Source organism: Kribbella sp. NPDC056345 (assembly GCF_042262745.1).
Lineage (GTDB): Bacteria > Actinomycetota > Actinomycetes > Propionibacteriales > Kribbellaceae > Kribbella.
In genome coordinates, this window is the sequence record NZ_JBHJQQ010000008.1 from 391,114 (window position 1) to 411,610 (window position 20,497).

General features: G+C 68.4%; 22 protein-coding genes. 11 read left to right on the top strand and 11 right to left on the bottom strand.

Annotation, left to right across the window (positions count from 1 at the left end):
* Window positions 1-70: 70 nt before the first annotated feature.
* From ACFCV3_RS28585 to ACFCV3_RS28595, 3 genes are all read right to left on the bottom strand, one after another.
* The gene (locus ACFCV3_RS28585) at window positions 71-1,321 is read right to left on the bottom strand and encodes an AI-2E family transporter (protein WP_376034956.1); all 1,251 of its coding nucleotides are present in this window, start codon (window positions 1,319-1,321) and stop codon (window positions 71-73) included.
* 33 nt (window positions 1,322-1,354) lie between these two features.
* Window positions 1,355-2,764 (bottom strand): glutamate mutase L, encoded by a 1,410-nt coding sequence (locus ACFCV3_RS28590; protein WP_376034958.1) that lies wholly within the window; start codon window positions 2,762-2,764, stop codon window positions 1,355-1,357.
* Window positions 2,765-2,853: 89 nt separating this feature from the next.
* Window positions 2,854-4,008, bottom strand: coding sequence for a cystathionine gamma-synthase (locus tag ACFCV3_RS28595; RefSeq protein WP_376034960.1), 1,155 nt, complete (start codon window positions 4,006-4,008; stop codon window positions 2,854-2,856).
* Window positions 4,009-4,223: 215 nt separating this feature from the next.
* On the opposite strand from ACFCV3_RS28595, the gene ACFCV3_RS28600 reads away from it, so the two are divergent.
* The 6 genes from ACFCV3_RS28600 (at window position 4,224) to ACFCV3_RS28625 (ending at window position 8,991) form a co-directional block, all read left to right on the top strand.
* On the top strand, window positions 4,224-4,805 hold the full coding sequence (locus tag ACFCV3_RS28600) for a hypothetical protein (RefSeq protein WP_376034962.1): 582 nt from the start codon (window positions 4,224-4,226) through the stop codon (window positions 4,803-4,805).
* Between the two features lie 8 nt (window positions 4,806-4,813).
* Window positions 4,814-6,457: a hypothetical protein gene (locus ACFCV3_RS28605; protein WP_376034964.1), complete on the top strand. Its 1,644-nt coding sequence runs from the start codon at window positions 4,814-4,816 to the stop codon at window positions 6,455-6,457.
* A 37-nt stretch (window positions 6,458-6,494) separates the two neighbouring features.
* A complete protein-coding gene (locus tag ACFCV3_RS28610; protein WP_376034966.1) occupies window positions 6,495-7,076 on the top strand; it encodes a hypothetical protein in 582 nt (193 codons plus the stop codon).
* Window positions 7,077-7,086: 10 nt separating this feature from the next.
* Window positions 7,087-8,154, top strand: a complete 1,068-nt coding sequence (locus tag ACFCV3_RS28615; protein ID WP_376034968.1) for a hypothetical protein — start codon at window positions 7,087-7,089, stop codon at window positions 8,152-8,154.
* Between the two features lie 74 nt (window positions 8,155-8,228).
* A complete protein-coding gene (locus ACFCV3_RS28620) occupies window positions 8,229-8,660 on the top strand; it encodes an SRPBCC domain-containing protein (RefSeq protein ID WP_376034970.1) in 432 nt (143 codons plus the stop codon).
* The gene (locus tag ACFCV3_RS28625; protein WP_376034972.1) at window positions 8,650-8,991 is read left to right on the top strand and encodes an ArsR/SmtB family transcription factor; all 342 of its coding nucleotides are present in this window, start codon (window positions 8,650-8,652) and stop codon (window positions 8,989-8,991) included. Before ACFCV3_RS28620 ends, ACFCV3_RS28625 begins: the two co-directional genes overlap by 11 nt.
* Here ACFCV3_RS28625 and ACFCV3_RS28630 read toward each other — a convergent pair.
* Window positions 8,988-9,560, bottom strand: coding sequence for a TetR/AcrR family transcriptional regulator (locus ACFCV3_RS28630; RefSeq protein WP_376034974.1), 573 nt, complete (start codon window positions 9,558-9,560; stop codon window positions 8,988-8,990). The two genes, ACFCV3_RS28625 and ACFCV3_RS28630, sit on opposite strands and share 4 nt — an antisense overlap.
* A gap of 102 nt (window positions 9,561-9,662) precedes the next feature.
* On the opposite strand from ACFCV3_RS28630, the gene ACFCV3_RS28635 reads away from it, so the two are divergent.
* Entirely contained in the window at window positions 9,663-11,822 is a 2,160-nt protein-coding gene (locus ACFCV3_RS28635) for an MMPL family transporter (RefSeq protein WP_376034976.1), read from the top strand.
* A 44-nt stretch (window positions 11,823-11,866) separates the two neighbouring features.
* Here the strand turns inward: ACFCV3_RS28635 and ACFCV3_RS28640 are convergent, their stop codons facing one another.
* The gene (locus ACFCV3_RS28640) at window positions 11,867-12,529 is read right to left on the bottom strand and encodes a YitT family protein (protein ID WP_376034978.1); all 663 of its coding nucleotides are present in this window, start codon (window positions 12,527-12,529) and stop codon (window positions 11,867-11,869) included.
* A gap of 62 nt (window positions 12,530-12,591) precedes the next feature.
* On the opposite strand from ACFCV3_RS28640, the gene ACFCV3_RS28645 reads away from it, so the two are divergent.
* Together ACFCV3_RS28645 and msrA are read left to right on the top strand one after the other, a co-directional pair.
* Entirely contained in the window at window positions 12,592-14,034 is a 1,443-nt protein-coding gene (locus ACFCV3_RS28645; protein WP_376034980.1) for a PLP-dependent aminotransferase family protein, read from the top strand.
* An 87-nt stretch (window positions 14,035-14,121) separates the two neighbouring features.
* The gene (gene msrA, locus ACFCV3_RS28650) at window positions 14,122-14,760 is read left to right on the top strand and encodes a peptide-methionine (S)-S-oxide reductase MsrA (RefSeq protein ID WP_376034982.1); all 639 of its coding nucleotides are present in this window, start codon (window positions 14,122-14,124) and stop codon (window positions 14,758-14,760) included.
* Between the two features lie 39 nt (window positions 14,761-14,799).
* Here msrA and ACFCV3_RS28655 read toward each other — a convergent pair whose 3' ends face one another.
* The 4 genes from ACFCV3_RS28655 to ACFCV3_RS28670 form a co-directional block, all read right to left on the bottom strand.
* A complete protein-coding gene (locus tag ACFCV3_RS28655; RefSeq protein ID WP_376034983.1) occupies window positions 14,800-15,291 on the bottom strand; it encodes a hypothetical protein in 492 nt (163 codons plus the stop codon).
* Window positions 15,292-15,325: 34 nt separating this feature from the next.
* Window positions 15,326-16,084 (bottom strand): class I SAM-dependent methyltransferase, encoded by a 759-nt coding sequence (locus ACFCV3_RS28660; RefSeq protein ID WP_376034985.1) that lies wholly within the window; start codon window positions 16,082-16,084, stop codon window positions 15,326-15,328.
* Between the two features lie 43 nt (window positions 16,085-16,127).
* Complete coding sequence (locus tag ACFCV3_RS28665) at window positions 16,128-17,468, bottom strand: FAD-dependent oxidoreductase (protein WP_376034987.1); 1,341 nt, start codon at window positions 17,466-17,468, stop codon at window positions 16,128-16,130.
* A gap of 243 nt (window positions 17,469-17,711) precedes the next feature.
* A complete protein-coding gene (locus ACFCV3_RS28670; RefSeq protein WP_376034989.1) occupies window positions 17,712-18,113 on the bottom strand; it encodes a hypothetical protein in 402 nt (133 codons plus the stop codon).
* A gap of 67 nt (window positions 18,114-18,180) precedes the next feature.
* Here ACFCV3_RS28670 and ACFCV3_RS28675 point away from each other — a divergent pair, with 67 nt between their 5' ends.
* Complete coding sequence (locus tag ACFCV3_RS28675) at window positions 18,181-18,624, top strand: hypothetical protein (protein ID WP_376034991.1); 444 nt, start codon at window positions 18,181-18,183, stop codon at window positions 18,622-18,624.
* A 12-nt stretch (window positions 18,625-18,636) separates the two neighbouring features.
* Here the strand turns inward: ACFCV3_RS28675 and ACFCV3_RS28680 are convergent, their stop codons facing one another.
* Entirely contained in the window at window positions 18,637-19,221 is a 585-nt protein-coding gene (locus tag ACFCV3_RS28680; protein WP_376034993.1) for a histidine phosphatase family protein, read from the bottom strand.
* Between the two features lie 161 nt (window positions 19,222-19,382).
* The gene (locus ACFCV3_RS28685; protein ID WP_376034995.1) at window positions 19,383-19,889 is read right to left on the bottom strand and encodes a DinB family protein; all 507 of its coding nucleotides are present in this window, start codon (window positions 19,887-19,889) and stop codon (window positions 19,383-19,385) included.
* Between the two features lie 94 nt (window positions 19,890-19,983).
* Here ACFCV3_RS28685 and ACFCV3_RS28690 point away from each other — a divergent pair, with 94 nt between their 5' ends.
* Window positions 19,984-20,484, top strand: coding sequence for a GNAT family N-acetyltransferase (locus ACFCV3_RS28690; RefSeq protein WP_376034997.1), 501 nt, complete (start codon window positions 19,984-19,986; stop codon window positions 20,482-20,484).
* Window positions 20,485-20,497: the final 13 nt, after the last annotated feature.

Below are 20,497 nucleotides of genomic sequence, written 5' to 3' on the forward strand. Positions count from 1 at the left end.
CGCCCAAGCGTGAGGTCACCCCCGAACACGCATTTGTGATGGCGTGGCCGTCCGCCGTACCAACCAGAACTCAGCTGTCGGCGACCGGTGGTTCCGCGGCGACCTTTGCTGGTCTTCGTCTGGGGAGGGGGCGGGGTGGTTCGGGGTCTACGTCGTTGCCGGCCAGGTGGTTGACGATCGTGTTGAGGACTGCGGCTGTCGGTACGGCGACCAGGGCGCCGACGATGCCTGCGATGACGACTCCGGTGGCGATGGCGAGGATGACGGCGAGCGGGTGCACGCTGACGGCGCGGCCGAGCAGGAACGGTTGCAGGACGTGCGCCTCGAGCTGCTGGACGCCGATCACGACGGCCAGCATCACGATGGCGACGATCGGGCCCTTGGCGACGAGGGCGACGAGGACCGCGACGATGCCGCTGATCAGGGCACCGACGACGGGGATGAACGCACCGACGAAGACCAGGATGCCGATCGCGCTCACCAGCGGCAGGCCGAGGATGGCCGCGCCGAGCGAGATCCCGACCGCGTCCACGGCGGCGACGATGATCGTGGCCCGGACGAACGCGGTCAGCGAGACCCACGCCTTGCGGCCGGACGAGTCGGCCTTCTCGCGCGCCTGGCGCGGGAAGAGGCGGACCAGCCAGCCCCAGATCTTGTCGCCCTGGTAGAGGAAGAAGAACAGGCAGAACAACGAGATGAACAGGCCGGCGACCACGTGCGTGGCCGTCGTACCGACCTCGGCCGCGCGCTGACCGAGCGCACCACCGGAGGTGATCGTCTCCTGCAGCGATTTGAAGGCGTTCGTGATGTCGGTGTCGGTCAGCCCGAAGTTGAGGCGCGCGAGCTCGCGCAGCTTCTGCACACCTTCGCCGACCTGGGTCGACAGACTCTCGAACTGCCCGGCGATCTGCGTCCCGACCAGGGTCAGCAGCCCCGCGACCAGCACGATCGTCGCGATCACCGTGACCCCGGCCGCCGCGCCGCGCGGCAAGCGCAGCTTCTGCAGGCCGTTGGTGATCGGCACCAGCAAGGCGGTCAGCAGGATGCCGACGGTCACCGGTACGACGACCTCGGACAGGTACTGCATCCCGTACCCGATCACGGCCACCGCGGCCACGATCACCAGGAACCGCCACGCCCACGCACTCGCGATCTGCATCCCCGGCGTCACCCCGGTATCGATCCACCCCCGACTCGATGTCGCCATCACGTGATCGTCGGCCGCCACCGTATCGGCGGGCATCACCGTGCCGGCAGTCTCCGCGATCACCTCGTTGTCGGCGACCGGACTCTCGCCCTTCGCCTTGCCGTCCTCGCTCATCAGACCCCTCCGCCGCTGTGCTTCCTGACGAGACTAGTGCCCGGCGGCGACGGTTCCATGAATGTGAGCGGCGAGGCCCTCGGCCGCCTTCGGATCGGTGTCGGCGAGGAGGCCGACACCGGCGAGTACGTAGTCCTGGTCGACGCAGACCTGAGCGCTCTCGGGAACCAGCCAGCCTTCCTCCCGCGCGTTGACCGCGACCGCACCGAGGATCCGCGCGGCCACCTCCGGCCCGTTGTGCCGCAGCACGCCGCCCGACCCGACGAGCAGGTCGACCTCCCGCAGGTCCTTCCCGGACCGCTCGACCACCCGGCCGCCGGGACCGAACACGATCCGCTGCCGACCGGCGTGCCGCCGCAACGCCACGGTCGCGGCCACGGTCGCCAGCACCTCGTCGTACTGCGCCTCGGCCGGGGAATCAGGCAGGTACGCCGGATCGTCGTGCCGCCGGACTGCCGCCGTACGGAGCGCTTCGTCGTCGGGGACCAGACCCGCTTCGATGCCTGAGGCAACGACCGGTACGGCGCTCCAGCGCATCCCGAGATCACCTTCGACCGTGCGCGTGACCGGGTGGGTGGCGACCACCTCGCGGCCGAGGTTCGCGTCCTCGGGGTCGAGCTCGATGACCGAATGGACGTCGGTGGTCGCGCCACCGATGTCCACGACCGCGACATCCCCGTGCTGCCCGGCCAGCACCTCGACACCGCGCAGTACGACGTCCGGCGTGGCCGCGCGCACCATCCGGGCGAACGCGGGATCGCGGGACAGGTTCTTACCGCCGATCACATGGGCGAGGAACATCTCGCGGATCGCGGCCCGCGCACTGTCCGGCGCGAACACCCCGATCTCGGGAACGACGTTGTCCGCAAGGACATGCGGGACGTCAGCGAGGATCTCGGCGATCTCGGCCTGCGCGTCAACGTTGCCGGCGACAACGACCGGCCGCCGCCACCTGTAGGTGGCCAGCGTCTTGGCCGCCTTCAGCAGGACGGCGGAGTTGCCGCCATCGGTACCCCCGGACAGCAGCACGACGTCCGGCCGATCCTTGCGCAGCTCCCGCAGCGAGGCCGGCGTCAGCCCGCCACTCACCACGGCAACCACGCGCCCACCACTGGACAACGCAACCCGCTTGCCCGCCTCCGCGGTCACCAGCTCTTCGTTGCCGACAACCCCGATCCGCAGCCCACCACCAGCACTGGAACAAGCCAGTACGCCGGCCCGCGCCACCCCACGATCGACCTCCAGCAAGGCCGCCCGGCAAGCCTGCCAACCGTCCATCACATCGGTGTCGATCGTCGTCCGATGCTCAGCCCGGGCCACCAGCTCACCCGACCCCGCGTCAACCGCAACCGCCTTGGTAAACGTCGACCCGAAGTCGACCGCCACCACCAACCCCACCCGCACCCACCCCCGCTCGCCTGTCACACCCTCGGGCTTCACCATTTGGTGGGTGAACCCACGCGATGGGAGGTTCCCCCACGGAATTTCCGGGTGGGAACCCCCCGTTTGGTGGGTGCACCCATCAAACGGGGCTAGGACATGGCGCGGTCGAGGTCCTCGAGGAGGTCTTCCACCGTCTCGATGCCTACGCTGAGGCGGATGAGGTCGGCGGGGACCTCTAGGGGGGTGCCGGCTACTGAGGCGTGGGTCATCTTGCCGGGGTGCTCGATGAGGGACTCGACGCCACCGAGCGACTCGCCCAGGGTGAAGACCTCGGCCTTGTTGCAGATGTCGAGTGCCTGCGCCTCGCCACCGGTGACACGGAACGACACGATTCCGCCGTACCGCTTCATCTGCTTGGCGGCGGTCTCGTGGCCGGGGTGGCCCTCGACGCCGGGGTAGAGCACCTTGCTGACGGAGCTGTGCCGCTGCAGGAACTCGACGACCTTCTCCGCGTTGTCGCTGTGCCGGTCCATCCGCACACCGAGCGTCTTGATGCCGCGCAGCACCAGGAACGAGTCGAACGGGCCGGCGACCGCGCCGATCGCGTTCTGGTGGAAGGCGATCTTGTCGGCCAGCTCGGCGTCCCGCACGATCAGCGCGCCGCCGACGACGTCGGAGTGTCCGCCCATGTACTTCGTGGTCGAGTGCACGACCACGTCGGCGCCCAGCTCCAACGGCTGCTGCAGGTACGGCGAGGCGAACGTGTTGTCGACGACCAGCAGTGCGCCCGCGTCATGTGCGATCTGGGCGACGATGGCGATGTCCGCGACGTTCAGCAGCGGGTTGGTCGGGGTCTCCAGCCAGACCACCTTGGTCTTGCCCGGGCGGATCGCGGCGCGGATCGCCTCCGGGTTGGTGACCGCGGCCGGGGTCATCTCGACGCCCCAGGCGCCCAGCACCTTGGAGAACAGCCGGAAGGTGCCGCCGTACGCGTCGTCGGGGAAGACCACGTGGTCACCGGGCACGCACAGCGACCGGATCAGCGTGTCCTCGGCCGCCAGGCCGCTCGCGAACGCGAAGCCGCGGGTCCCGGCCTCGACCGCGGCCAGACACTCCTCGAGCGCGGTGCGGGTCGGGTTCGCGGAACGGGAGTACTCGTACCCGTTGCGCAGACCGCCGACGCCGTCCTGCTTGTAGGTGCTGGTCGCGTAGATCGGCGGGACGACTGCGCCAGTGGTCGGGTCGGGCTCGTTCCCGGCGTGGATGGCGAGTGTCTCGAAGCCGTAGCGGTGTTCGGAATTCACCGGACCAGCGTACGGCCTGGTCTGCCGTGCTCCGAACCGCCGTTCCGCCGCTGAGACATCCCCCGGGGAACCGTGGATCCAAGTTGTCCACAGATCCGTCGAACCCCCTGGCACCTGACCCGCGCCGCGGCCTACCGTTGCGGGCAGTAGTTGCCGGACCGCCGGGCGGTCACCGGCCGCGACCGACGCCGTACGCAGAGAGATGGGATCTGGGGATGAAGACGCAGGACAGGCCACTCGACCAGGACGACCTGGCGCTGGCCGATCTCGCCGAGATCCAGGACTGGACCGTGCTGGCCGGGCCGGACGGCGACGAGTCCGGCCCCGAGGTCGTGCGGGCCCTGGTGCACCGGGTGATGGCGCGCACCTCGTGGCAGCCCTGGCCGCTGCAGCCCGGTGAGACGATCGGCGACGAGATGGTCTCGTGGGGGTTCGTCACACCCCGCCGTACGACGATGATCGTGTTCGACGGCCTGGTCTTCGCCGACTGCCCGGACAGCGGCTGGTCGGCGTACGAGATCGGTCCCGACGACATCGGCGCGGCGGAGGCCGGTCTGGACGCGCACTGGCCGGATCACCTCGCGCTGGTCACCAAGTACTTCGGTCAGCCGGACTACATCAGTGACGACAGCAACCCCGACTTCGACGACGAGTGGGCCCCCGGCGCCGGTGCCGACCACCGCCATCTGGCCGTCTGGATGCGCCCGGGCGCTGAGCTGCGGCTCTACAGCATGCGGCCGTCGAAGGACCCGTTGACCACCGCGGTCGGCGTCGGCTACGCCGTGTACCTCGACTAGGAGAGCTGATGAGCCAGAACCCTCCGGAGTTCACCGGGTCGCAGCGGCGGCGGTTGAGCCGCGAGTACAAGCGGAACGTCAAGCAGGGCACCAAGGACGCCAAGGCAGCGCTGACACTGAAGCGCAGTGACCGCCGTCGGATGGATCCGGCGTTTCGGGAGGCACTGGGTCGCTCCAACCTGACTGCAGCCGACCTGAGCGCGATGATGCAGCGGAGTGTCACTGGCACGCAGAACGCGCAAGCCCGCGCGGAGCTCGGTGCGCTGGGGCAGGCCGCGCAGCAGCGGATCAGAGCGCCGCGTACTGAGACGCCGTCGCTGGGCGGGATGCTGGCCAACGCCTATTCGCGCTGGCGCGACCTGCGGCGTGGCACCAAGCTGCTCAAGGCAGCCTCCACGCTGGCCGCCAAGGACATGAAGACGGTCAGCCGGATCATCCGTGCGCAGCTCGGGCACAGCACGCTGACCCGCGGCGACCTGAGTCACCTCGCCCAGCGCAACCTGGTCCAGGCGTTCAACTCCCCAGGCGACTTCGAGGTCCGCCCCGGCGAGCAAGCACCTCAACTGCAGGCACCCGCCGCCCAAGGCATGATCCAGTCGCGGAACGACGCCGCCCGCGCCCCGGTGCAGGCGGATCCCGGGCGGCTGGACATGTTGCGTGGAGAGATCAGGCAGCTGCGCGAGCAGATCACCCTCCTGGAACAACAGGTAGCCGAACTCGAAGCCGCCGAGAACCAGCAACAATCCGAAGTCAACTCCCCCGAACTCCAACAACCAGAAGCCCAGTCCCCCGAAGCCCAGACGCCTGAGGGCCAGCAGCCGGAAGCACAGTCAGCCGAGGCGCAGTCGCCCGAAGCGCAGTCAGCGGAGACTCAGTCGCCGGAAGCTCAGACGACTGATGGGCAGCAGCCGGGGCAGTCGGCCGAGGGCCAGTCACCCGAGCTGCAGCAGCCCGGTGCCGAGCCGGCTTCGCCGGAAGCCCAGCAGCCGGCAGCTCAGTCGCCTGAAGCGCAGTCGGCTGAGGCGCAGCAGCACGTCGGGCAGCACGAGGCTGTGCCGGCCAACAAGACAGAGGCCCAGCGCTGGGTCGCCTCCGCCGCAGGCGAGAACCAGCAGCCGACACCCCAACAGCCCCAAGCACCTGTAGCCCAAGCACCCGAGGCCCAGCAGCCTGCGGCAGAGAACGAGCAGGGCACCGGCCAGCCGGAGATCCAGCAGCCGGGTGAGCAGCCGACCACTCAGCAGCCAGCCGCTCAGGAGCAGGTCGGTTCGCAGCAGGGCGCCGTACAGGGGGCGGGTGCACAGCAGGGCGGTCCGCAGCAGGCGGGGGGTCAGCAGCAGCCGCGGGGTGTGGCGCAGCCTGTGTTTCAGGCGGCGGGGCAGCAGCCGACGACTCGGCCGGGGCAGGCCCAGCGGCCGCAGGTGCCGCAGCCTGTGTTCCAGGCGGCTGGTGAGCAGCCGAATGACGTAGCACGTAAGGAGCAGGCTGCTCGCGCGGCGGCTGCTGCTTTCTACGGCACTGCGGACGTTCGCCCCAGCACCCGCGAGCAGGCGGCCAAGACTGCACAGTCCGACCCGAACAAGACGGCAGAGCGCGGCACCGGGCAGCCCGCCGCACAGAAGAACGATCCCAACGGCCGCGGCACCCGCTGACCGGCGTACCAGCGTTAGAACACAGGAGGACGACCGGATGAAGACAGCGGACAGGCCGCTCGACGACGACGACCTGGCCATGGCCGACCTGGCCGAGATCACCGACTGGACGCCGGTCGCCGGCCCGGACAGTGATGACGCCGGCCCTGCCCTCGTCAGAGCGTTGGTGCAGCGAGTCACCGACGCCACCGGCTGGCAACCGGTTCCGCTCGCACCGGGCGAGGAGATCGACGCCACCATGTCCTCGTGGGCGTTCACCACGAAGCGCGGCAGCACACTCATCGCGTACGACGGTCTCGTGTTCCCCGACACCCGGCACAGCGGCTGGGTCGGGTACGAGGTGAAGCCGGAGGACATGGCCGAGGCCGAGGCGGGGATCGACGCAGCCTGGCCGGACCATCTCGCCCTCGCCCGTAAGCATTGGGGCGAGCCGGACGAGCTCGGCGACTACTCCGACCGAGGCTTCCTCAGGAAGCGGACACCCAACGGATTCGGACCCCGGCGGCACGTTGCGATCTGGCTGCGTCCCGGGGCGCAGATCCAGCTGTTCAGTGACCAACCGACGCCGGACCCGCTGACGCGCACGGTGAACGTCGGCTACGCAGTCTTCCTCGACTAGGAGCCTGAGCATGACCACGCCACAGCACGAAGCGACCGGCCAGCAGGCGGCCCGGGAGTTCTTCGAGAGCCTGAACGAGGCCGACCAGCTCGCGATGCGCCGCGCGATGAACGTGTTCCGCGCGCTGGCGCCGATCTACGACGCCGTCAATCGCTCGGTCGACTTCGCCCGCCGGACCGGCCGGAGTCTGAGCGAAGGCGCGCAGTCGCTCGCTTCACAGGCCCAGCAGTACGGCCGGGATGCCGCGTCCTGGGCCAGGGAGACCCGCACTGACCTCGTCGGCCGCGCGGCCGACCTGAGGGACCGCGCAGGCGTCACCGCCGAGGTCGCCGCGACCCGGGTGGCCGACGGGCTCGACAGCGCCGGCCGGACCATCACCGACCGCGCAACCGCCACCCGTGACGCAGTCGTCTCCGGCGCAGGCACCGCCCGGGATGCAGTCGTGTCAGGTGCGAGCACCGCCCGGGATGCAGTTGTCTCCGGTGCAGGCAGCGCGCGGGATGCAGTCGTGTCGGGTGCAGGCACCGCGCGGGATGCAGTTGTCTCCGGCGCAGGCACCGCCCGGGATGCGATCGTTTCGGGTGCGGGTACCGCCCGGGACGCGGTCGTGTCCGGTGCAGGCAGCGCGCGAGACGCAGCAGTCGGGGCGGGGCAGCGCGCGGCCGCGCTCGCTGGTCAGGCGTCGCGCTGGTTCCAGGAGAAGGTCAGCAACACGGCCGGTCGCGCCGCCGCCGGGTACCACGCCGTCAAGGAGTTCAGCGACCCCAGCCTGAACAAGGAGTCGGCTCCGACACCCGGCGGCCCCGAGGTGTCCGCAAACGCCATCACGGCCGTGTCCGCCCAGGTGCACGCCTACGTGGCCGCGCAGTCGCAGGCAGAGCAGCAGGCAGCGCTCCAGGCGCTCGCCGAGCTGAACGCACGCGGCCAGACGATGAGCCAGAACGACCAGGCGATCTTCATGGCCGCACTGTCCGGGCAGGCGCCGGCCGGCGGAGCTGTCAACGCCAAGCCGCAGCAGGCACCGGACGGCCACGGTCAGCAGAACCAGCCGGACAAAGGCCCGGATCTGGGCAAGTAACCCCGCTTGACGCAACCGATTAGTTGCAATACATTTATGGCAACTAATCGGTTGCTATACATGTGGAGGCAGTGATGGGATTCCCGGATCGGATCGAGCGGACAGTGGAGCTCGGGCATTCACCCGCGAAGGTGTGGGCGGCGCTGACCACGGCCGAGGGGCTCGGCACCTGGTTCGGGCAGTCGGCGACGGTCGACCTGCAGACGGGTGGCAGCGCCGTACTGACCTGGGAGACCGGCGACAAGGCCGAGCTCCGGATCGAGCGGCTCGAGGAGCCGGCCGTGTTCGGCTACACGTGGCACATCTACGGACTGCCTGCCGACGACCAGCGCCGTACCTATGTCGAGTTCACTCTGGAGCCGATCGACAGTGGCACTCGATTGACCGTCGTGGAGTCCGGGTTCGCGCAGCTGACGGGCGACACCTACGCCAAGGCGTACGGCGGAAACGTGGAGGGCTGGGAGCTGGAATTCGGCGAACTGGTCGAATACCTCAATGCAGCCTGATCAACCCATCGATCGCGAGGCGGTCGCCGAGCAGGTGTTCGTGGCGCTGGCGGATCCGAGCCGGCGGACGATCCTGGCCGAGCTGGCCGCGAGCGGCCCGGCCACGGCGACCGATCTCGCCGAGCGTCTCCCGATCACCCGCCAGGCGATCGCCAAGCACCTGGCCTTGCTGTCCGAGGCCGGCCTGCTGATCGCCGAGCCCGGCGAACGCCGCCGCGTCCGCTACCGCCTGCACTCGGCGCCGATCCAGCTGGCCCAGCAGTTCCTCGCAGCCCTGGCCAACAACTGGGACTCGAACCTGGACGCCCTCAAGTCCCACCTCGACAGCTAGTCGTTACGGCGGGCCAGAAGGGCGGTAGTGGCGTCGAGCAGGGTCGCGTGGATCTCGGCGTCGGTGAACTCACCGGCCTGAAGGTTGGCGGACAACGCAGCACTGGCGGCCTCGATCGCGGCGGCGGCTCGGAGCCGGTCAGGCACCGTCGGATTAGGTCCGGCCAGCCACAGCTGAAAGGCGCGGCTCGTCGCGATCAGGCCTTCCAGATCCTCGTCGATCGCCGCGAGGACGGCGCCGATGTCGCGCATCAGGGTCGGGCCGGTGGCTCGATGCTTGATGATCACGTCGAGGTAGGCGCCGAGCAGTTCCCGCACAGCCTCGGGTGACCACTCGAGCCCCGCGCTGCGCTCCATCACCTGGCGTACGTCGTCGACGAAGGTGCCGATGATCACCCGCAGCAGGTCCTGCTTGGACGAGTAGTGGTAGTAGAGCGAGGCCTTGGTGATGCCGACCTGCTCGGCGATCTCCCGCAGGCTCGTCTTCTCGTACCCCTGCGCCGAGAACAGGTCGAGCGCGGCCTGATGGATCGCGGCCTTCGTGTCCCGGGAACCAGTCGCGTGCTGCACGTCACCCACCTTCTCATCTTTTCTTACCTACCGTGCGGCAGGTAGTCTACCAACCGACCGGCAGGTAGATGGATCTGCCGACCAGCGCGAGGGGGTACGAAGGTGTTCACCAAACTCGGACGATTCGTCGTCGGCAACCCGTGGAAGGTGATCGCGGCGTGGGTGGTCGCGGCGGTGGCCGTGCTCGCGTTCGCGCCGACGCTCGCCGACGTCACCAGCAAGGACCAGACCAGCCTGCTGCCGGACAAGTACGAGTCGGTCCAGGCGCAGAAGCTGGCCGCCGACGCCTTCGGGCAGACGAACGACGCGACCGCGAGCATCGTGGTCAAACGCGCCGGCGGCGGTGAGCTGACCGCGGCCGACCAGGCCAAGGTCGGGGACCTGGCCGGCAAGCTGACAGCCGCGAAGATCGACCGGGTCGTCGGGGTGGTCACCGGACCGCAGGCGGTCTCACCGAACAAGCAGGTCCAGATCGTCAGCGTCGGTCTCAAAGGCCTGGCCGAGGACCAGGCCGTACTCGACGCGGTGCAAAAGATCCGCGACACCACGAATTCGGCGCTGACCGGCGCCAACCTCGAGTACGGCGTCACCGGCGACGCCGCGTTGATGCTGGACAACAAGGACGCGTTCGACAACGCGTTCGTGGTGGTCGGGATCGCGACGATCGTGCTGATCGTCGGCCTGCTGCTGCTCATCTACCGCAGCCCGGTGGCGGCGTTCCTGCCGATCCTCACGGTGGGCCTGGTCGCGAGTATCGCGCCCGGCCTGATCGCCTTGGTCGCCAAGGCCTCCGGACTTCAGGTGACCCAGGACCTGCAGACCATCCTCACGGTCGTCCTGTACGGCGTCGGGACGGATTACATCCTGTTCTTGCTCTTCCGCTTCCGCGAGCGTCTGCGCGCCGGCGAGGAGCCGAAGGCCGCACTCGCCGACGCGACCGGCCGAGTCGCCGAGGTGATCGTCTCCGCGGCCGGTGCGATCGTCGTCGCCTTCAGCGCACTGCTGCTGGCCGCGTTCGGTGGATTCAAGAGCCTCGGACCGGGTCTCGCGATTGCAGTCGGCGTGATGGCGATCGCCTCGATCACCCTGGTCCCGGCGGTCGTGTCACTGCTCGGCCCGAAGGTGTTCTGGCCGTCGAAGTCCTGGCAGACCACACCGAAGGGCGCGACCTTCAAGCGACTCGGCCGCTTCACCGCTCGCCGTCCCGCGCTGGTCGCGGTGGCCTCCGGTGCGGTGATGGTCGCACTGGCGCTCGGCACGCTCGGGATGAAGGTCGACTACGACGCGTTCAGCCAGCTCCCCAAGGGCACCGAGTCCGCTCGCGCGATGAAGGACCTGCAGTCCGGATTCCCGGCCGGCGCACTCAGCCCGACCACGGTCTACGTGCGCAGCACCGACGGTACGCCGCTGGATCCCGCCGAGCTCACGCAGTACGCCGGGAAACTCGCGAAGGTGGAGGGGGTCGGCGCGGTCCTCCCCGCAGATGCGAAGGGCAGCGTGGCGGTTCTCAACCCGGACAAGACCGTTGCCCAGATCAACGTCGTACTGAACGGAGCGCCGTACGCGACTGCATCTCTGGATCTCGTCGACGGGAAGCTCAAGGACGTTGCGCACACCGAGACGCCGACCGGGACGACTGCGCTGGTCGGTGGGGTGACGTCGGGCTACGCGGACATCCGGGCCGCGAACACGCGCGACCTGTCGGTGATCTTCCCGGTGGCCGGTGGGCTGATCGCGATCATCCTTGCGTTGCTGCTGCGGTCGCTGATCGCGCCGGTGGTACTGATGCTCGCCGTGGTACTGAGCTTCTTCAGCTCGATCGGGGCGACGGTCTTCGTCTTCCAGGGCGCGGCCGGGCATGCCGGGGTGACGTTCTCACTGCCGATCATGCTGTATCTGTTCGTCGTTGCCATCGGCACCGACTACAACATCCTGATGATCGCGCGCCTGCGTGAGGAGGCGGAGCGCGGCACCGATCCACGGGAGGCGGCCGACCTCGCGATCGAGCACGGCGGGCCGTCCGTGGCGTCGGCCGGGCTGATCCTGGCCGGGACGTTCTCGTCGCTGATGCTGGCCGGGATGGCGTTGCTGACCGAGATGGGCTTCTCGGTCGCGGCCGGGATCGTGGTCTCGGCGTTCGTGATGTCGATCTTCCTGGTGCCGAGTGTGACCGCACTACTGGGGCGGTGGGCCTGGTGGCCGCGCAAACTCGAGGTCCGGAAGCCTGCGGCTGAGGAGCGTGAGCTGGAGCCGGTCGGTTAGAGCGATGGGATCCCGGGCCCCCTGGTCCGGGATCCCATCGCGGCTTAGTTGGCCTTTTCCAGGCGGACGGTGAAGATCGGCAGCATCCAGTGCAGGAGCGGGCCGATCGACAGGGCGTAGAGGACCGTGCCGACCCCGATCACCCCGCCGAGCGCGAAGCCGATCGCGACGACCGCGATCTCGATCGTGGTCCGGACGAGGCGGATGCTCAGACCGGTACGGCGGACCAGTCCGGTCATCAGGCCATCCCGGGGACCGGGCCCGAACTGGGCGCCGATGTACAGGGCGCCGGCCAGCGCGTTGACGACCACCCCGGCGAGCATGAAGAGGATCCGCACCCACAGCGCGTCCGGCCGGTCGACCAAGAACAGTGTGAGGTCCGTGGCCAGGCCGATCACGATCGCGTTGCTCACCGTGCCGAGCCCGGGCCATTGGCGCAGCGGGATCCAGGCCAGCAGCACGACGAAGCTCATCACGATGACGACCGTCCCGAAGCTCAGCGGGACGTGCCTGATGATGCCGGAGTGCAGCACGTCCCACGGGTCCAGGCCGAGGTTGCCCTGGATCATCAGTCCCATCGAGGCGCCGTACAGGACCAGGCCGACGTACAGCTGGACGAGGCGGCGGGGAAGGTGGCCTGCTTTGAGCTGCTGGAGCGGGTTGAGCGCGGCGAGCTGACGAGGTGGGGCTGCGGAAGTGGCGGTCACTTGCCCAGTTTGCGTCCCAAGTGGCCTGGTGATCGATAGCCAATTGCGCAATAGTGGACTGCATGAATGGGCAACAGCTTCCAGCCAGCACGCTCAGCGGCCTGCTCGAGACCTGGTCCGCGGACACGGGACCGGCGTACCGGGTGCTGGCCGAGCGGCTCCGCCTGCTGATCGCGGACGGGCGGATCATGCCCGGCGCGCGGCTGCCGAGTGAGCGTGAGCTGACGGACACCCTCGGGGTCAGCCGGACGACGGTCGCGTCGGCGTACCGGGAGTTGCGGGACAGCGGCTACCTGGTCAGCCGGCGCGGATCCGGGAGCGTGACCGCGCTGCCGACGAAGGTCGGGCCGGAGCTGGGGCGGCACCACGCGCCGGGGATCGACACGGACGGGTTGTACGACTTCACGTGTGCGGCGCCGGCCGCCGTACCAGGGATCAGTACGGCGGTTGCCGCGGCCACCGTGGAGTTGCCGCGGCACCTGGCGACGCCGGGGTATCACCCGCAGGGGTTGCCGGAGTTGCGGGCGGAGATCGCGGCGACGTACGACGAACGCGGGCTGCCGACGTCGCCGGATCAGATCATCGTCACCGCGGGCGCGCTGGCCGCGACCTCGATCGCGGTCCGGGCGTTCCTGCAGATCGGCGATCGGGTGCTGACCGAGAGTCCGACGCATCCGAACTCCGTGGACGCGATCCGGCGGAGTGGCTGCCGGGTCGTCGCCGCACCGATGAGTCCGGGCGGATGGGACCTGCCATTGCTTGAGGCAACCATTCGGCAGACGGCACCTCGGGCGGCCTGGATGGTGGTCGACTTCCAGAATCCAACCGGTTGGTTACTTCCTGCCGTGGACCGGCAGCGGCTGGCGATCGCGTTCGCCCGCAGCCGGACGACCGCGATCATCGACGAGACCCTCAGTGAGCTGTGGCTGGACGGACAGGAGATGCCGCCGCCCTTCGCGTCGTACCACCCGGAGGGTGTGATCACGGTCGGCTCGGTGAGCAAGTCGTACTGGGGTGGCCTGCGGATCGGGTGGATGCGCGTCCCGTCGTCGCTGGTCGCCCGGGTGCTCGACGCGCGGGCGTCACTCGATCTGGGCGCACCTGTGCTCGACCAGCTCGTGGTCGCCCAGTTACTGCGGGACCGCGCCACCCTGCTACCAGAGCGCCGCGCCACACTGGCCCGCCGCCGGGACGCTCTGGCCGAGGCTGTGTCCGCAGAGCTTCCGGACTGGCGTTTCGAGGTCCCAGGCGGCGGTCTGTCGCTGTGGTGTGAGCTCCCCGAACCAGTCGGCTCCAGTCTGGTCGGCGTGGCCCAGCGGAACGGCGTACTGCTCGTGGCCGGCTCCCGCTTCTCCCCCGACGGCGGTCTGGAGTCCTTCATCCGTCTCCCGTACACGCTGGAACCAGATGCGCTGCGGGACGGCGTCCGCCAGCTGGCCGCGTCGTACCGGTCCCTCACCGGCGCCCGGAGCACCCCGGGCTTCACCCCGGCGATGATCGCGTGACGTCATCCTCCCGTAAGGACCCCGGGGAAGGTTCGCCGTGGTGGTCGCGTTGAGAGACTATGAGAGTCAACTGCGAGAGGTGTGAGAATGTCGTTCTTCAAGCGGAACACAGCCCTGGTCGAGCCCGAGGCCGCACTGCCCGGCCGGCCCACCCCCGGTTACGCCGTACCGGCCGAAAACATCGTCCTGCACACACCGCAGACCGCACCGGCCCCTGAGGGGTTCGAGGAGGTCTGGTTCGGCACCGGCTGCTTCTGGGGTACCGAGGAGATCTTCTGGCAGCTCCCCGGCGTCTACACCACCGCAGTCGGGTACGCGGGCGGCTACTCCCCCAACCCGACGTACGAAGAGGTCTGCACCGGCGGCACCGGCCACACCGAAGCGGTCCGCATCGTCTACGACCCCACCAAGACCACCTTCACAGACCTGCTGAAGGTCTTCTGGGAGACCCACGACCCGACCCAGGGCATGCGCCAGGGCAACGACCTCGGCTCCCAGTACCGCTCAGCCATCTACTACACCACCGACGCCCAGCGCGCCGAGGCCGAACGCACCCGCGACCTCTACGCCCCCGTCATCAAGCCCCTCGGCTACGGCGACATCACCACCGAGATCGCGCCCCTCGGCTCCCACTACTACGCCGAGGGCTACCACCAGCAGTACCTCTTCAAAAACCCAAACGGCTACCGCTGCCACAGCAAGACCGGCGCACCGTTCCCCAGCTAGTCAATTCCAAGAGCGCCACCGCGCGGTGGCGCTCTTGCTTCACTCCGACCGCTGGCCGAGGAACACGTGCGCGACGTACCCGTCCGGGACAGCAGCCGGATCTGGCGCCCCCTTGCGACCCAACTCCTCCAGCTTCGCCCGGAGCTCCCGGGCGGGCTCGCCAAGCACGATCGCGCTGAGTACCAACTCCAACAGGACGAGGTTGAAGGCATCGTCCTCGCGGCGCCGGCTGGGTAGAAACAGCCTGACCAGGTCGGACCGGGCACGCGCGATCCTCCCCTGGGAGATGCGCCAGCCACCGCGCTCGACCGGCTCGAACGTCACCGCGAAATACCCGGTACCGGTCCAGCTGCGATGGCAGTAGACGGTCTGCCCCTCAGCGAAGACGGTCCACTTCTCCTCCATAGCGCCGGCCTGATAGCCGAGCTGGATCCGCCGCCACTCGTCATCCGACCAGACCCTGCTCGGCACTTCCGGCATACGCCGTGGCCAGCGCATCCGCTTGAGTCCCTCGCGTTCGACCCGTTCCATGGGGTGATTCTAGGAAGGGACGTGCGCCTAACCTTCAGTTGCGGCGGGCGAGGTGGACGTGGATCTGGGCGTCGAGTTCGACGGTTTCGGGGAGGACATCGAGGACCAGGCGGAAGACCTCGTCGCGATCGGCGGGCTCCAGGAGCACGTACGCCGAGACCGTCGACAGGTGGCCGATGTAGTCCTGGGCACTCATCGTGAGCCGGTGTTCGACGATCGACTGCTGGACGTCGGTGAACCACTCGGACTTCTGGAGCTCGGTGCCGGGCCACTGCATCGGGAGGTCCGCGGCCGTGCCGTCGGGCGACGGGACCCCGTCGTCCGCCAGGTACGGCGCCCGCGCCGCACGCGCCGCCTCCCTGAGGGCGAGGTCGGCCAGCTGGATCGGTGCACCGAACGAGGCGAACACACCGCCCGGTCGAACGAGCGCAGACATCCGCTCCCAGCGACCCTCAGGCTTGGTCCAGTGCAGCGCGGCCGCCGAATACACCAGGTCGTACGACGATTCCAGCGGCAGGTCCTCGAACGCGGCGAGCACGGTCGTGACGTTCGCCGGCACGTGCTTCTGCATCTCCGCAAGCATCGCCGCATCCGGCTCGCTCGCCGTGATCGCAATCCCGCCCTGCGCGAACACCCGCGTCGCCTTGCCAGTCCCGGCACCGATCTCAAGAGCAGTCCGAATCGGCTGACCGGCGTACGCCATCACCACCTCGAGAAGTTCCGCCGGATACCCCGGCCGGAACTCTTCGTACGTCTCCGCCACCGACCCAAAGCTCAACGCCCGCTCAACCATGCCCGCATCCTGGCACTTCCCACACTGCGAGCGCCTGTCATTTTCAGGTGCGGAGGACGGACTGGGGGAAGTCGAAGGCGTGGTTGGGGTCGTAGGACTGGATTGTGGTTTTGAGGCGGGGGCGGTTGGGGCCCCAGAATGCTGTGCCCCAGTTGGTTTGTTCGGGGTGGAGGTAGTTGACGTAGGAGCCGGGGCCGGCGACTGGGGTGAGGGAGTTCTGGACGGCGGTGATGCCGGGGCTGTTGGCGGCGTTCCAGGTGTAGATCTGGACCGAGGCCACGGCTGAGCGGTGTGGGTAGGCGGTGTCGGAGGTGCCGAGGGTCTTGACCTTGCCGCCGAGGGCGTCGAAGAGGAGGATCATGTCGCGCTGGCCGCGCATGATGTCGACGACCTGGTCGGCCTGCGACTTGCTGAGGTTGGTGGCGAGCATCCGCGAACCGGCGCGGAAGCTCTCGCGCGAGATGGTGCCGCCGGGTTCGGTGTTGAGGTAGCAGGCGCTGATGGGCTTGGCCTCGCAACCCGCGTAGTGCTGCATGGCATCGAGATAGCTGCGCTGCTTCGTGGTCCGAGTGGTCGGCGCGGAACCGACCGCGGAAACCAGCGCATTGAGGTGCTGGTCGAGGTTGCTGATCGAACCCAGCCACGTCCCGGTGATGTTGTTACTGGGCAACGACCCGGCACTGACCGAGAGCGTCGTCGTCAGACCGTCCGGAGCGGCAGACTGCCAGGATGTCCACGAGGCAAGGACATTCGCCGTACGACTAGCCGCGAAGGCGAGCTCGAAGGTGATCGGATTCGGCGCCGGAACCGTGGTGAACACGAACTCCGTGACGATCCCGGCATGCCCACCGCCGCCACCCCGCAGCGCCCAGAACAACTCAGCATCCCGCTGCGCATCAACGGTATGAACCGCACCATCCACCGTCACCACAGTCGCCGACTTCAACAGGTCACACGTGAGACCGAACGGCCGAGTCAGTACGCCGATGCCGCCGCCGAGCGTGAGCCCCGCAATCCCAACCGTGGAACACGTGCCACCCGGCAAAGCCCGGTTGCTCGCGGCCAGACCGGCGTACACGTCGATCAGCTTGGCCCCCGCACCTACGGCAACCGTGTTGTCCGACCGCACACTGACGTGCTTGAGGGCGGCCACATCCACCACCACACCCGCATCCGGCGTCGAGTAACCGGCATAGCTGTGCCCACCCGACCGAGCCGCAAACGGCACACCCCGACCAGCAGCCTTCTGAACACACGCAATCACATCAGCCTGATTCGCCACCTGCGCCACCGCCGCCGGCTGCCGCGCCGGCAACGCCAGATTCCACGTCCGCGCAGCCTCCGCATACCCCGAATCCCCAGGCCGCAACAACCTCCCAGTCATCGCAGCCTTCAACCCCGCATAGTCGATCTCCCCCTCAACCACCCGCCGCGGTCCCACCGTGACCGCACCCACCGCAGCCGCACCAATGCCAAGAAAACGACGCCTGCTGAATCCGGATCGGACGTCCACAGAACCCTCCGAGGCTAGTCGCGCTTCCTCGGGGCGGCGGCGCGCGGCTGTCCCCCGAGGTTACTGGCAGCACTCACCCGACCGCGACCAGTAGTCCCAGCCCCCGGGACGCGCCTACCCGAAGCCCGGCAAAGCTCCAAGCAAGCCGAGGTCATGGGACCGCGGCCCAGGACACACCCAGGTCGAGCTGCACACGTCAGCCACTCGCCCGTGCTCGGTGCATAACGGCCATCCGATATCCCACAGCCGCATGACCTCGAGAACCTCTCCAGCTACCGCATCCGCTGCGTCGTCCGCCATCGTGTGCTCACGAAGGCCGGCTGCCCACGCCTCCGCCGGCCAGTTCTCCTCGTCAACCCGCGCGTCCAACAGCACGCGCTCCGTACGCCGTCCGTCGGTGACTGTCACGACGTACGGGTCGTCCAGCCGGCACCACCATCCCTTGCCAAGCGTCCGGCGCATGTCACGAGTGAGCAGCTTGGCGACCGCCTCGAGTCGGTCAAGATCTCGTTCCACAGCAACAGCATCCTCGAGATCCGCCGACGCCCGTCCTTTCCGGCAGTCGCTATGGCAACATGCGGGCGTGGGCCTTTACATGCGTGCGGTCATCACGAGTTGGCCCGGGCACGAGTTTGCTGAGCTTGTTGCGTTCATGGGCGAGCAGGACGCGGGGTTCGTGGTCAGCGGAAGCGATTGGGCCGACTTCGAGATTCACGATGCGCGTGGAGCCGTCGTACTGGCTGCGGACCTGACGGTCGGCGACGAGGTTCGCGAGGAACTGGCGGAGGAGTTGGAGTTCCTCGCTGACCTGGAGGGAACGCCTGCGGCACGTCAGAAGGTGGAAGCACACCTGGCAACGGCGTCTGCTGTGGTGGGCATGCAGATCCTGATGTCGCGGTACGACGAGTCCGTGGCGGCCGCCAACCAACTCATCACCTTCCTCGAGCGCTCGCCCGGCGTACTGACTCAGGTCGACACGGTTGGCTGGTACGACGGCGAGGAGCTCATCCTGCAGGAATCTGAGTGATCGACTGCCTCCTCAGAAGTCGGTCCATTGGAGGGATGGGGGTAGGTGGGACATGTCGTTGTAGGTGAGGAGGGTTGGGGGGCGGTGGGGGGTGTAGCGGATGGTGGTTAGGGCTGCGTTGCAGTGGGTCAGGGTCAGCCAGCGCCAGGGTGGGGTGCCGAGGGCGTCGCGGACCAGCCAGGCGATGAGGAAGTTGTGGGTGATCAGGAGTTCGTGGCCGCCGGTTGCTGGGCCGGTGAACTGGGCGAGGGCTTCGTCGGCCAGGCGGGGGCCAGTGGTGCGTTCTTCAGACGTGGCTTGGTGGAGGAAGTCGAAGTAGTAGTCGGCCGAGTCCGGTGGGAGGTCGTCGCGGTGCGGGACGTGCGGGATGTAGTCGCCGGCCGCTTCGGACGGGTGTAGCGGGGCTTGGTGGTTGATGAGGCGAGCGGTTTGGACGGCTCGTGGGAGAGGGCTGTGGTGAATCGTGCTGAACGGGATGTCCCGTAGGCGTTCGCCGAGCAGGACAGCCTGGCGGCGGCCGCGTTCGGTGAGGCCGGTCTCGTCAGGGCCGGCCTCGGCGTGTCTGACCAGGTAGAGGTCCCGCGATGATTCGTTCACCTCATTGGGGACGCCTGCCGCAGCACTGTGGTTCGCCGTAAGGACAGGACGTATAGGTGTGCGACCGGCACTTTCGGCGGTATGCCAGGCGGGCGGCGGCGTATACGACTACCTCCTGTCCTTGTGCACCCAACGGCAGGCTGGTACGTACGTTGGGATGGTCAGCCCATGGACTTTTTGCCGTCGATGGACTCGCGGATGATGTCGGCGTGGCCGGCGTGCTGGGCGGTCTCGGCTGTTATGTGCAGGAAGACGCGGCGGACCGACCAGAAGACGCCCGGGGGCTGCCACGGGGCCGTGGGGAGTTCGTAGCTGGCGTTGAGGTCGAGGGTGCGGACGAGGTCGTCGGTCGCGGCGGCGACCTTCTCGTACGACGCCAGTACGTCGGCCAGCGTCTCGCCGTCGATCAGCCGGAACTGGTCGGCCCAGGCGGCGAGCACCTCGGGGGTGAACTCGGTCGGCGTCTCTTCGCTGACACCCGTCCGCGCGAAGTCGGCCCAGTGCTGCTCGACCGCGCTGACGTGCTTGATCAGCCCGCCGACCGTCAGTTCGCTGACCGTGCTGCGGGTGCTCGCCTGCTCGTCGGTGAGTCCCTCGGCGGCACTCCGCAGGAAGTACCGGTGCTTGCTCAGGAAGTCGAGGATGTCGTCCCGCTCGTTCGTCGTCATGGTTCGACTCTAAAAGCGGTAGCGGTCAGGTCGTGTCCGCTACCCGACGCAAAACCAGAAGACTTCCAGGAGCCCGAAACCTAGGCTGCGAGCCATGGATCTCGCCATTCGCGCGTTGCAGCCCGAGGACCCGCCGGTCATCGCCGCCGCCTTCGACGAGATCGGCTGGAACAAGCCGGTCACGCAGTACGAGAAGTACCTGGTGCAGCAGAGCGAAGGCATCCGCGACGTGCTGGTGGCGTGGGTCGACGGCGAGTACGCCGGCTATGTCACGGTCCGCTGGGAGTCGCCGTACGAGCCGTTCGGCGGTATCCCCGAAATCCAGGACTTCAACGTCCTGCCCAAACTCCGCCGCCAAGGTATCGGCACCGCGCTGATGGACGCCGCCGAAGCCCGCGTCGCCACTCGCTCCGACACCGTCGGCATCGGCGTCGGCCTCTACCCCGACTACGGCAACGCCCAGCGCATGTACGTCCGCCGCGGCTACATCCCCGACGGCCGAGGCCTCATCTACGACGGCCGCCAGGTCCCTCCGATGGAAACGGTCCGCAACGACGACAGCCTCACCTTGATGTTCACCAAGCGACTGGTCTGAGTCGGACGTAGAT

Bases quoted from the DNA above. Each gene is read 5' to 3' on its own strand.
- ACFCV3_RS28615 (WP_376034968.1), top strand. From the start codon at position 7,087: ATGACCACGCCACAGCACGAAGCGACCGGCCAGCAGGCGGCCCGGGAG.
- ACFCV3_RS28645 (WP_376034980.1), top strand. From the start codon at position 12,592: ATGAATGGGCAACAGCTTCCAGCCAGCACGCTCAGCGGCCTGCTCGAG.
- ACFCV3_RS28690 (WP_376034997.1), top strand. From the start codon at position 19,984: ATGGATCTCGCCATTCGCGCGTTGCAGCCCGAGGACCCGCCGGTCATC.
- ACFCV3_RS28610 (WP_376034966.1), top strand. From the start codon at position 6,495: ATGAAGACAGCGGACAGGCCGCTCGACGACGACGACCTGGCCATGGCC.
- ACFCV3_RS28590 (WP_376034958.1), bottom strand. From the start codon at position 2,764: ATGGTGAAGCCCGAGGGTGTGACAGGCGAGCGGGGGTGGGTGCGGGTG.
- ACFCV3_RS28655 (WP_376034983.1), bottom strand. From the start codon at position 15,291: ATGGAACGGGTCGAACGCGAGGGACTCAAGCGGATGCGCTGGCCACGG.
- msrA (WP_376034982.1), top strand. From the start codon at position 14,122: ATGTCGTTCTTCAAGCGGAACACAGCCCTGGTCGAGCCCGAGGCCGCA.
- ACFCV3_RS28660 (WP_376034985.1), bottom strand. From the start codon at position 16,084: ATGGTTGAGCGGGCGTTGAGCTTTGGGTCGGTGGCGGAGACGTACGAA.
- ACFCV3_RS28585 (WP_376034956.1), bottom strand. From the start codon at position 1,321: ATGAGCGAGGACGGCAAGGCGAAGGGCGAGAGTCCGGTCGCCGACAAC.
- ACFCV3_RS28605 (WP_376034964.1), top strand. From the start codon at position 4,814: ATGAGCCAGAACCCTCCGGAGTTCACCGGGTCGCAGCGGCGGCGGTTG.
- ACFCV3_RS28685 (WP_376034995.1), bottom strand. From the start codon at position 19,889: ATGACGACGAACGAGCGGGACGACATCCTCGACTTCCTGAGCAAGCAC.
- ACFCV3_RS28665 (WP_376034987.1), bottom strand. From the start codon at position 17,468: ATGACTGGGAGGTTGTTGCGGCCTGGGGATTCGGGGTATGCGGAGGCT.
- ACFCV3_RS28620 (WP_376034970.1), top strand. From the start codon at position 8,229: ATGGGATTCCCGGATCGGATCGAGCGGACAGTGGAGCTCGGGCATTCA.
- ACFCV3_RS28600 (WP_376034962.1), top strand. From the start codon at position 4,224: ATGAAGACGCAGGACAGGCCACTCGACCAGGACGACCTGGCGCTGGCC.
- ACFCV3_RS28625 (WP_376034972.1), top strand. From the start codon at position 8,650: ATGCAGCCTGATCAACCCATCGATCGCGAGGCGGTCGCCGAGCAGGTG.